Origin of the sequence: Sorangium sp. So ce302 (assembly GCF_051530145.1) — a bacterium.
In the GTDB taxonomy this organism is placed as follows: Bacteria; Myxococcota_A; Polyangia; order Polyangiales; family Polyangiaceae; genus Sorangium; species Sorangium cellulosum_B.
Window position 1 is genome coordinate 8,106,268 of the sequence record NZ_CP150326.1, and the last position, 11,543, is coordinate 8,117,810.

The following is an 11,543-nucleotide window of genomic DNA, read 5'->3' on the forward strand; positions in this document are numbered from 1 at the left end:
GCTCGCCCCACGATCCACACACCCAGGGCGAAACGCAAACGGCGCGGCAAGCGCGTGGCCCGCCGCCGGGGCAGGCCGTCGCTGCCTCCGGCTCGCTTCACGGCACGCGAGGGATCGTCGAGCGCGCGCGCGCGTTCGTCGCGAGCGACGGCGGCGACGAGAGCGCCGCCGCCCGGGAGAGCCGCGCCTGGGGACGAGCCGAAGGCGGCCGTTCGTCCAGCGCGCCGAGGTCGCGCAGGTTCGTCGCCGGCGCGAGCGTGCTCCGGGGCGGCGGCACCAGCGTGCTCCGGGGCGGCGGCACCAGCGTGCTCCGGGGCGGCGGCACCAGCGTGCTCCGGGGTGGCGCGAGCGCGAGCGCGGCATGCGCCTCGCGCACAGCGGCCAGCATCGACCGCGCATCCGGCCAGCGATCCGCCTGCGCGAACTCGAGCGCGCGGTCCACCACCCGCACCACGGCCGGAAGCATCGACGGCGCGATCCGCGCGAGCGACGGAATCGGGCAGGTCATCCTCAGGAAGAACAGCTCGTTGACGGTCGGCGCCTCCTGGACGTATCGGTCCGTCAGCAGCGAGAACATCGTCGCGCCCAGCGCCCAGAGGTCCGTCCGCGCATCGACGAGATCCCAGCGCGCGCGGGCCTGCTCGGGCGGCATGTACGCCGGCGTGCCCATCGCGCGGAGCCCCACGAGGGAGGTTTGCCCCGAGGGGGCCCGCAGGCGCGCGATGCCGAAATCGAGGATCTTCACCCCGCGCTCTCGCGTGAGGAAGAGGTTGTCAGGCTTCAGATCCCGGTGAACGACGCCCCTCGCGTGCGCGGCCGCGAGCACCTCCAGGATCTGCTCGCTCACGGAGAGGACCTCGGCCGGCGGGAGCGGGCCCCTCTGCGCCTTCCAGCGCTGGAGGAGGCTCTCTCCCTCGAGGAGCTCCATCACGAGGAACGGCGATCCATCCTCGGTCACGTCGTCCGCGATCACCGCGGCGACCCCCGGGTGATCGACGGTCTGCGCGATGGCCTTCTCGCGGAGAAACCGCGCGCGATCGCCCCGATCCCTCGCCCGCTCGGGGTGCAGCAGCTTGATCGCGACCCGCTGGCCCCTCCGGTGCGTCGCGGCATACACGGCCGCCATCCCGCCGAGGCCGATCAGCGCGTCCAGCCGCCACGCGCCGTTGAGCGACGTTCCCACCCGCGCCTGCGCTCTCTGGACGTGCGTGACATTCTCGAACTCCATCGCTGGTCCTCTCCGCACCTCGAGCCAACGGCTCTCCCGGCGCTCGCGGCGCAGGAGAGCCACTCTGTTCTGCGTTTCCCGTGTCCCGGCGGCGGCGCTACGATCGAATCCGCGCTCCACGACGGCAGGCCCGGGTTGCAGCTCGTCGGCACCGCGACCCGCCCGGCCGTCCTGCGTCACCGACACAGGAGCCGCATGGGGTGGGCGATATCCAGCAGCACGTCATTTCATGGAAAAGTTCAGCAAAACCTGAGCCACGCCGGCGCACCTGGAGCGCCGCGGTGAACGCGCGACCGCGTGGGGCGAATCGCCCCATGCGGCAAGATGCCCCGACCATTGTGGCGTCGCCAGACCTCGGCCCCGTCATCGCGAGGCTGCCCTCGGGTGTGCTCGGATGTGCTCGGAATCGTGGGGCCGCCATCGGACAGAATCGGATGTGCTCGGACGTGGCCTGTCACCCGCGCGGCGTCGGCCGCGCTCGATGAGCCTGGTGCTCTCGTGATCTCTCGTGGGACGAAGGTCACTCTCACCCCGGGGCGTGGGGAAGAGCGCCACGCTCACGCCCTCGCCGGGCTCATCCCTTCGCGTGGCTCCTGTCCTCCGCGCCGGGCTCGCTCGCGAGGGCGCGGGCTCAGTGGAGGCCCTTCATCGTCGGGTCACCCAGCTTGAACGCCGCCAGCGCTTGCCGGATGAAGGCGGGCACCGAGAGGTAGCTCTCGAGCGCGCCGCAAGCGCGGTTCGAGGAGCACGTGCACTCGTAGAAATCGCTGAAATCGTCGTCGTCCGCGTCGGCGTCCGCCTTGCAGCCGTCCACGCCTTCCCGCAGGACCTCGCCGTCGTCCGCGATGGCGGCGATCGTCGGATCCCACCGCACGATCGGCTGCCCGGTCTCCGGGTTCGGCTTCACCTTGTGCCAGTCCGCCTTGCCGTCGCCGTCGAGGTCGGGCCCCGGCTCGGTGACATACGCCTTCGCCAGGAGCTCATTGCCGTACTCCAGGACGCGCGCGCCGATGCCCTTCTGCACGACCTTGCCAAAGACGGTCTCGGTCCCGTAGGCCTTCGCCACGAACACCTTTCCGGACGGGTGGTGGAGCTCGATCCGGTCCGGGAAGCCGGGATCGGTGTCCGCCCCGGCCTCCCAGACGTGCATCATGTCCAGCCACTTCTGCTTCTCGTTCTCGGGCAGGTAGAGCAGGGTCCATGCGATGAGGAACTTCTGCTGCTCCCAGCCGATCTGCGGGTCGAGGATGGCGACCTTGGCCGGGGCCCGCGGGTTCCACGGCGCGCTGTCGGGCGCGCCATAGGAGCTGCAGACGATGCTCCCGGCCGCGGGGAAGCAGCTCTCCGGCCCGCTCTCGGCCCACCACGAGGTCCAGCCGAGCGCGCCGGCCGGATACCCGCTCGCGTCCCGGACCGGCCGGCCGCGCTGGTCCGCCTCGACGCGCACGCCCTTGAGGGCGTCGTCGCCCGTGAGGTTGTTGGCGAGCCAGCGGCGGTACCCTTCCGGGAAGACGTCGGCGAGCGAGACCGCCCGGTAGCGCGCGTCGAGGAAGTCGTGCCGCGAGTCGCTGATGAAGTTGTCGACCGACTCGGTCATCAGCATCGACACCCACGCCTTGTCGTAATAGGCCCCGGCGTTCATCGTGTACGACGAGTCGTACTCGCCCTTGTCCGCCGCGAGCGCGTTCTCGAGCGGCTTGCCCCCGACGGCGATGTCACCGAAATAGCCCGTCGCGCCGTTCGGGACGACCACCAGCGGTTCCCCTGGATCGCCGAAGACATCGCTCGATGACCGGAGGACGGCGTCCCCGTCCGGCAGGAAGTGCTCACCCGGCTGCGGGCGCGCCATCTGGAGCGCGAAGTGATCGAACGCGATCCCGGCCGCGAGCGTGTTCTCCTTGAAGAGGCTGTTCGCGGCCTGGACCCAGAACGTGTCGAAATCGTAGCCGCGATCCAGCGCGAACTCGCGGTAGATGTTCATGATGAGCCCGAGGCCCTTCGCGCCGTCGCGCATCTTCGCGTTGTATCGGTTCAGGGTCCGCTCCGACGCCGCGCGCACGCTGAAGGCCTGCCGGCCGCGGCGGTAGTTGTCGAAGATGTGGTTCACCTCCTGCTGCGTGACGAAGAAATTGAAGAGCTCGTAGGCGTCCGCGCCGTTGTCGTGCCGGTACACGCTCAGGTTGCCGAGGTCCGCCCACCGGTCGGTCGCGAAGCCGTAAGGCAGGCGGGTCCGCCCCGCCGGGTCCACCGAGGGCCCCTTCACGTCCTTCGGCGTCTCCAGCGCGCGCCAGGTGACATAATCGACCTTCTGCTGCCGGCACCGCGTGGTCTTGCCGCCGATCGACACGAGCTGGCCGTCGAGCAACGGGTGCCAGACGCCGTCCAGCTCCTCGTCCCAGTCCGAGGGCACGTACGCGCTCGGGTCGACCTCGACGCAGCTGCGCGGCGTGATCAGGTCGTACTTGCTCTGCAGCTCGGAGTAATGGATGTCCTCGTCGTCGTACTCGGGCTGGATGCCGAGGACACCGCCGAAATCGTCGATCTTCGCGAGCACGCCCTTGCCGCGCGGGGTGGTCGCCTTGTAGCTCGGGTCGGCGTGCACGGCGACGGCATCGCCGTAGAACAAGCGGGCCGCGGCGAAATCATAGGCGCCGAGCCCGATGAGGTCCTGCGTGGGCTCGCCGGCATAATCCATCGTCGACGACTGCATGAACATCCAGATCAGGTTCTTCCGCTCGTTCTCGGTGACGGGGTCGTAATACCTCGGCCCGACGCAGGCCTCGCCGTCCTCCGAGAGCGTCTCGCACGGCGTCTTCACCCGTCCATTGCTCGTGCGGAGCTGCCAGTACTGCGGCCGGTAGCCCCAGGCGTCGGAGGAGCTCACGAAATTGTGCCGCAGCCCGACGGAGTGGCCCATCTCGTGGAGGATCACCGAGGTGTGCGCCCGCTGCGCGAGGTAGCGCCGCATGGCCTCGGCGCGCCGCGCCTTCTGCGCGGCGTCCCCCTCGCCGAAGCGCCCGTGCTTGCTCGCGAATTTCTCCTCGAGCAGGTCCGCCAGATCGGCGGTCGCGAGCGGCGCCGGCGCCTCGTGCATCACACACGCGCCGCGCTCGGCCAGCGCGATCTCCTTCAGGTTCCCGAGCTCGCGCCGCACGCTCGGGTTCGCCCCTCGGAGCGGCGAGGCGAAGCGCATCACCTCGTCCGTGAGCGGCAGCCCCGCGACGCCGGTGAGCTCCTGGATCGCCTTCGTCGTGAGCTCGGCCTCGAGCTCGGTGCCCGCCGCGGCCCTGCGGCGCGCCGCGTAGATCCCGCGCATGCTGTCGGGCGCCGTGGCGTCGGCCGCGATGCCGCGCACCTCCTTCGAGAGCCGCCGGAGGCTCTCGCGCAGCGCCGGGTTCTGCGCCATCTGGCCGGTGCCCTCGGTGACGGCCGCCTCGTCCACCCCGGCGGACCGGGCGATCCGCCGCGCCAGCTCCTCCCGCGTCAGCCGCGGCAGCGCGCCGCCCCTCGACGCGCCCTCGCTCGCCTGCGCCCAGTCCCGGACGTAATCGCCGTCGGTCACGTCTTCGGTCTTGAGCTCTCCCTTGATGTAGCGGGCCGTGTCCACGACGCCCTGGCTCCAGATGTCGCTGACGTGCGTCCAGACATTGATGCTCGCCGCGACCTTCTCGCCGGTGAGCGGGTCTTCCGAGTCGCTGTAGATGCCCCAGGCGGAGGGCGATTGCGGCGCCTCGAAGTTGTTGATCTGGTGATAGCGCAGGTCGCCGATCCGCGCGTTCAGCGCCTCGCGGCACGCCCCCATCAGCGCGGGGTCCCGCCCTGCTTCCTTGCGGCGCTCGTCGCTGCACATCCTGGCGGTCACCCCCGCCGGGAGCCGCGGACCGCCGCACGCCTCGGGGTCGGCCGCCTCGACGGGGCTGTGACAGAGCACGATCATCTCGGGCATCTTCGCGAGCGCGATGACGCCCCTCGAGGTCCCGCGCCGCGCGCCGATCTCGTCGGCGAGGGCCTCGCAGCGCTGCCCCTCGCGCGCCGCGCCGCGCCGGCACGCGTCGACCTCGCGCGAGAGCGCGATGGCGTCGGCGTCATCGTCCATCTGCCCGTCGTAGACCGGGAACGCCTCGCCGCAGCGCGCCGCGTCCCCTTGCGTCCGGACGCACTCGGCGTACTTGGCGGTGACGACGGCGCTGCGCAGGGCGACGTCCCACTCGTGGGCCGCCATGTCCGTGGCGACGAAATAGTCGGGGTTGCTGTCCGAGGTGACGTACCACGCCTGCGGCACGGCCTCGCGCCGCTGGTAGGGCAGGGTGCACCGTTGCTTGAAGGTGTCGCACCGCGAGCCGGGCCCCACCGCCTCCATCCCTCCGTCCCGGGCCATCGAGGCCCCGGTGACGACCTCGCACTCGTCCTCGGTCCCGTTCCGGTCCTGGTCGCGGTGCGGATCTGCGCCGACGGGGGTGGTCTCGGGGGTGAAGCACGGGATCTCGCCCGTCATGCTCTCCGGATCGTCGTAGTAGTGGCTGCGTTCCCAGATGTTGTAACGGGAGATCATGCGGTGCCACTTGGCGTCGCTCATGCCGTAGTTGCGGGCGTAGCCGAAGCGCTCTCGCACGAAGGCGCCGAACGCCCGGAACCGGTAGCCGTCCCACTCGGCCGGCTCGTAGTCCCGATCGACGACGCGCCGGAACGACTGCCGGAGGGTGATCTCGACGGGGTTGCACGATCCGACCGGCGCGGTGCCGCCCGCGAAGTCCGTGTCGAGCATGCAGGCCGGGAAGCTGTCGATGCCCCACCCGAGGTGGCTGAGATCGACGAGCTGGGGCACCGCGAAGGCCTTGTTGGTGACGTCGAAATACCCCTCCTCGGGGTCGAAATGGGGCGCGTCGGGGTGGCTCGGGTCGCTGACGTAGTAGGAGAGCGGCTCGTACTGCACGCCGCCGTAGACGCCGATGAGCGACAGCGTGTCGAAGTCGTAGGAGTCGACGTTCAGGTTCTTCGACCAGTCGACCCGCATGTACTCGCGCTCAACCCATGGACGGTCGGTCGTGTTTTCGACGACGACGTTGCTCTCTTCCCCCGTCGCTCGGTTGTAATCGCGCTGGACGTCGAAGTGCGAGAGGATCTTGTAGGCGACGACCACGACGCCATCGTCCGTGGCGGCGCCGGCGCCCTTGCCGTCGCTGTCGTTCACGCGCTCGTAGGTGAGGCGCCCGAGCAGGAGGTCTTCCTGGATGATCCACTTGATGCGCGCGACATCGGCCTGAGCGTACGAGGAGGAGAAGAGCCCGTCCTGCGAGGCGCCGTAGCCCACGTCGACCACCGTGGTCCGCGCCCAGAACTCGGGATCGTCCTCCCTGCTCTGCAGATCGGCGCCGACGAAGAACGATTTCGCCAGCGCGTTCGCCTGAACCTGGCTGATGGCCGGCCGCTCCTCGGCGCAGCCCGCGATCAAGCTCACCGCTGCCGCGAGCAATGCCTGTCTCACAATCCACCTCATCGCAGAGTCCTCCTCTGGCAGCTCGGTCCCGAGCGCGCATGCCCCCATGAGAACCTCGGCCCGAGTCGCCGCGACGACCGCCCCGGTCGCGCGAGGGGCGTGCCTGCTCGCCCTCGCCGGCATCGCGGCATACCACGTACCACGCGCGCCACACCCTCGCCATTCCTGGCCAATTAACGGGCATTCAGCCCGCCCCCCTCTACCCCACCATCGGTCACCAACGTGAACGTTCACGTGGTCGTGGACGTTTACGTGGACGTTTACGTGGACGTTTACGTGGACGTTTACGTGGTCGTTCACGGCCTGCCGTTGACGACCACGACCACGACCACGACCACGTAAACGTAAACGTAAACGTTCGGAGGTAGGAGAACGCAGCGCGAAGCTTGGTTAACGTCCAGGATGGCCCCGGCGGCTCGGCGCGAGCTTCGCTCCCGTCGACCCCTCGCCTCGCTCGCGAGGCTGCGGTATTCGACCACCTCACCCGATCGGGAGGACCGCAGTGCCTGACGGAGACGTCCTGCTCTCGAACACCGACGGCACCATCCTGGCGCAAGGCCCCGCCGTGCTCGTCTGCGAGTGCCGTGGCGACGGCCTGGACCTCGCCGTCCGTCGCGTCGCCGCGTTCGCGCTCGTCGCCTCGCTCGTCGTGGCGGGCATCGTGGCGGCGCGCGCGGCCCCCTTTCCCATCCTCTTCATCGCGGGGACGTGGACGGCCGGAGCCGCCGCCGCGCTGCTCGCCGTCCGCCGGCGCCGCCGGCTCCACGGGCTGTTCCGCCTCGACTTCGAGCGGGACGAGCTCATCCAGGACGGCCGTGGCTTCCGGCGGATCCTGCCGATCCAGGCGATCGTCGGCGTCTCGACCCCGCCGGCCTCGGACACGGACGTCGACGAGCCGGGCCTCGCGCCGCGCTGGCTGCTCCTCCACCTGTCGACCGGGGAGCAGCTGCGCCTGGGCAGGGCGCCCGCCTACGCGCTCGGCCCCGCGCTCGCCTTCCTCAGGCGGGCCGGCGTCGAGGCGTGAGCGGCGCGCCCGCCGCCGGCCAGCGCCGCGCCGTCAGGGCCTCGGCAGGCTGGGGTAGGCCGGACCGAAGTCGTTGCGGACGTCGCGGACCGTCGAGAGGTACGGCGTCTTCACTGTCTCGTCCCGGTAGATCGGCCTGACGACGCACGTATCGCCTCCGCACTCCCCCGCTTCGGGGAAGATCACGTCGGCGACGAGCCAGAACCTGTCGCCTGAGTCCTCCGGAACGAAGGCGACGGGCACCTCGGGGTCGTAGAAACCCGTGGGCCCGAGGTCGGCCCCGAGCTCGCCGTTGCAGTAGATCTTGACCCGCGGGTGCACGTCGAACGACACGCTGCCCCCGAAGTAGTGCACCGCGATGCGCATCCAGCTGGCCTTGGGCGGGAAATCGACGTTGATGTTCTCGGGCGCGCAGAAGGTCGGGTCGTCCGGGTCCGTGGTGCGGTGGGCACAGGAGATGTTGTCGAGATCGAGCCGCGGGCTATGGCACCCCCTGCCGTGGGCGCGCCAGTCGTCCCCCACGCCGCGAGGCGCGTAGAAGCAGCTGTTGTTGGTCTCCTCCGGATCCAGGTACCAGTTCACCGGCTCGGGGGGCGTCGCCGTGTCGCTGAACCACGTGATGGCCGAGCCGCCCGAGAGGCTGTCGAGCGTGCAGTTCCCGTAGCCGCACGCGGCGCTGGAGCCGCCGACCGTCCAGGGCTGCATGTTGTCCGGCTTGTGGAGGTAGAGGTCCATATCCACGCTGGCCGGCTCGTGCTCCCACTCGAGCTCGACGCGGAGGCCGCGGGCGCCGACGAACAGCGGGTAAACGCAGCTCGCGGTCTCGCCGCTCGCCAGGCTCTTCGTGTACGTGACCGTGTACTCGCCCGACTGGAGCGGCTTGAAGTCGTCCGCCGGCCCCTGCCCTCCCACCGAGGGGCACGGGTTCACGCCCGGCGGGCACGTCACCGTCCACACCTCGGAGTCCGGACGCGCGTCCTCGCTGAACGAGCCGGTGCCCTCCTTCAGATCGACGGTGGCGAACGGCGCCGCCTGGAGCGCGTGGCAGCCCGCCACGTCGTTCCGGTGGCAGTCCTGGTCCGCGTGCACGCCGCCGACGCAGGGGCCCCACGTGCCCGTCTCGTCGCAGATCTGGGTCCCGGGGAAGCACCCCGGGCTGTGCCGGAACGACGGATCGCCGCGGAAGCAGGAGTGCGCCTGCCCGGCGATGCACCCGCAGCTCTCGTCGATCAGCCCGTTGCAGTCGTCGTCCAGCCCGGCGTGATCCACGCCGAGCTCATCGACGCCGCACAGCTCCGTCGGACCGCAGGCGCTCCCGCACGGGTTGATCGTCACCGGCTGGCCCTCGGGCGCCCCTGCATCGATATCGCCGAGGAAGCCGCCGTAGCCTTCCGAGTCGCCAGGCTGGGCCGTCGCCCCGCCGGCGCCGCCCGCCCCGCCGGCGCTGCCCGCCTCGTCGGCGTGCGAGCTGCCGCCCGTCGTCAGATCGAACGTGAGCCGCTTGCCTTCCGCGCTGCAGCCGGCCGCGAAACCGGCGCCCGACGCCGCGATCGCGATCACGACGGGGAGCACGGAGGAGACACGAAGACGAGACATGATACCTCCACTTGGAGACCTAGACGCGGTGTCGCGGCGGCCTGCGCCCGCTCCGCGCGACGGCGAAGCGCGCCGTGCACCAGGCACGACAGCGTGAAGCAAAGCGGATACCGGTGTCCCCAGCGCGCGCGAAAGCGCGGCTCGGGACGGCAGATCACGGAGCCCCGACCCTCATCGAGTAATAAGGACTACTGTCATGCAGACTCAGCAGGGTGAGTCGCTGGAGGAGGACTCCCTAGCACGGACTCCGGCCGGCGATGGCCACAATGAGCCGCCTTCAGCCGGCGAGGCGCGCTCTCGCCAGATGCGGAGTCAGGCGAACCACCAGCTCACCCGAGGAGTCAGAGAAATCATCCTCCGACAGATCACCACGAAGCTTGCCTTGCTGGCCGGTGTGGCGTTGCGCCTCACGGCCTCCGCGCGCGGGGCGAGGTGGCGCCGGCAGAGCTCGTGCGCTCGCGCCGGCGCGTTCGCGGGCGCTGACGTCGCGAGGCCCTGGCCATCGCGGTGATCTGGAGGCGGGTCGGGCGCGCGGCGCGCGCTTTCCAGGCGGGTCGGGCGCGCGGCGCGCGCGCCTTTCAGGGCAGCGTCGGGTAGGCGGGACCGAAGCTCGCCTCGACGTCGTCCCGCGTGGTGAGCAGCGGCGTCTTCGCGCTGGCGCTCTCATAGAGCGGCCGCACGACGCAGGCCGCCTGGCCGCACTCGTCCGGCTCTGGGAAGAGCACGTCGGCGACGAGCCAGAACATGGTGCGTCCGTCCGTGGGCTTGAACGCGACGGGCCGCTCCGGGCTGTAGAACCCCGCGGGCCCCAGATCCGCCCCGAGGGCGCTGTCGCAGAAGATCTTGATACGGGGGTGAATATCGTGCTTCACCATGCCCTCATCATAGTAATGCACGCCGATGCGCATCCACTGACGCTTCGGCGGATAGTCGAGGTTGATGTTCTCCGGCGCGCAGAAGCTTGTGTGATCGGGATCAGTCCGGGTGGGGTCGCACCCCCTGTTGTCGAGGTCGATCCGCGGGTTGTGGCAGCCAAGACCGTTGGCCTTCCATTGCTCCCCCACGCCCCGAGGGGCGTTGAAGCAGCCATTGTTGCCGGGCACCGGGTCGAGGTACCAGTTCACGGGGTTCGGCAGCCTCGCGCTGTTCAAGAACCAGCGGATATCCGAGGGCTCCGGTGACTTTGTCGCGAAGTGCGAGATAGCGCAGTTGTTCCATCCGCAATCCACCGACGACCCCAGCATTTTCCAGGGCTGCGTGTTGTTCGGCCTGTGGAGGTGCAGATCGAGATCGACGTCGCCGACGTCGTGCTCCCACTCGAGCTCGACGCGCAGGCCGCCCGCGCTGACGAAGAGCGGGTACTCGCAGCTCTGGGTAGCGCCGCTCGCGACGCGCTTCGTGTACGTGACAGTGTACTCGCCCGACTGCAGCGGCTTGAAATCGTCCGCTGGGTCCGAGCCGGTCACTCCGGGGCACGGGTCGACGCCATCGGGGCAGTCCACCGTCCACAGCTCGGATCCCGCGAGCGCATCCGCGCCGAACGTGCCAATGCCTGCCTTGAGGTCGAGGTTCGCGAAGGGCGACGCCTGCATCGGGCGGCACGGAGCGCCGCTATCCATATGGCAGTTCTCGTCGGCGTGCACGCCGCCGACGCACGGGCCCCACGTGCCGGTCTCGTCGCAGAGCTGGGTGCCAGGAAAGCAGCCATCGCTGTTCCGGAACGACGGATCGCCGCGGAAGCAGGAGTGCGCCTGACCGGGGATGCAGGCGCACGTCTCGTCGATCGAACCATCGCAGTCGTCGTCCAGGCCGAGGGTCGCGCCGGTACATAGCTCCTTGTCGCCGCACGCGCTCCCACAAGGGTTCACCATCACATCGCTGTGCGGCTCCTGCCCTCCATCGATGTCGAGGAACCCACCCAGCCCGTCGCCTCCGCCGGTCGTGCCGCCCCCTCCCACGCCTGGTTCGTCAGCTCCGCTCGAGTCGAGCACGTTGGACGAACCCGTCGCGCTGCAGCTGGCCGCGAAGCCAGCGCTGGACACGGCGGCGCCAACCACGATGAGGAGCGAGAAGGAGAACCGACGTCGACCCATGACACCTCCGCTTGGGGATCCTCGATGCCGCGACAAAGCGGGCTCACACCCCGCTCGACACCCCGGCATTCCAGGAGCTCACGCGAGTGTAGCAAAATCAGCAAG

Annotated in this window: 5 protein-coding genes; 1 reads left to right on the top strand and 4 read right to left on the bottom strand. The window is 70.0% G+C overall.

The genetic code is table 11. The features are described from left to right. Positions 1 to 97 precede the first annotated feature (97 nt). Positions 98 to 1,228: a protein kinase domain-containing protein gene (locus tag WME73_RS30535; RefSeq protein ID WP_437739915.1), complete on the bottom strand. Its 1,131-nt coding sequence runs from the start codon at positions 1,226 to 1,228 to the stop codon at positions 98 to 100. Between the two features lie 631 nt (positions 1,229 to 1,859). Then, positions 1,860 to 6,725: a hypothetical protein gene (locus WME73_RS30540; RefSeq protein ID WP_437739916.1), complete on the bottom strand. Its 4,866-nt coding sequence runs from the start codon at positions 6,723 to 6,725 to the stop codon at positions 1,860 to 1,862. Positions 6,726 to 7,227: 502 nt separating this feature from the next. Here WME73_RS30540 and WME73_RS30545 point away from each other — a divergent pair. Next, positions 7,228 to 7,749, top strand: coding sequence for a hypothetical protein (locus WME73_RS30545; protein WP_437850583.1), 522 nt, complete (start codon positions 7,228 to 7,230; stop codon positions 7,747 to 7,749). A 33-nt stretch (positions 7,750 to 7,782) separates the two neighbouring features. Here the strand turns inward: WME73_RS30545 and WME73_RS30550 are convergent, their stop codons facing one another. Together WME73_RS30550 and WME73_RS30555 are read right to left on the bottom strand one after the other, a co-directional pair. Then, positions 7,783 to 9,345, bottom strand: coding sequence for a hypothetical protein (locus WME73_RS30550; RefSeq protein ID WP_437739919.1), 1,563 nt, complete (start codon positions 9,343 to 9,345; stop codon positions 7,783 to 7,785). Between the two features lie 578 nt (positions 9,346 to 9,923). Continuing rightward, positions 9,924 to 11,438, bottom strand: a complete 1,515-nt coding sequence (locus WME73_RS30555; protein ID WP_437911839.1) for a hypothetical protein — start codon at positions 11,436 to 11,438, stop codon at positions 9,924 to 9,926. Between the last annotated feature and the right edge of the window lie 105 nt (positions 11,439 to 11,543).

Coding starts and splice junctions, on each gene's coding strand:
- WME73_RS30535 (WP_437739915.1), bottom strand. CDS start 1,228: ATGGAGTTCGAGAATGTCACGCACGTCCAGAGAGCGCAGGCGCGGGTG.
- WME73_RS30540 (WP_437739916.1), bottom strand. CDS start 6,725: ATGAGGTGGATTGTGAGACAGGCATTGCTCGCGGCAGCGGTGAGCTTG.
- WME73_RS30550 (WP_437739919.1), bottom strand. CDS start 9,345: ATGTCTCGTCTTCGTGTCTCCTCCGTGCTCCCCGTCGTGATCGCGATC.
- WME73_RS30555 (WP_437911839.1), bottom strand. CDS start 11,438: ATGGGTCGACGTCGGTTCTCCTTCTCGCTCCTCATCGTGGTTGGCGCC.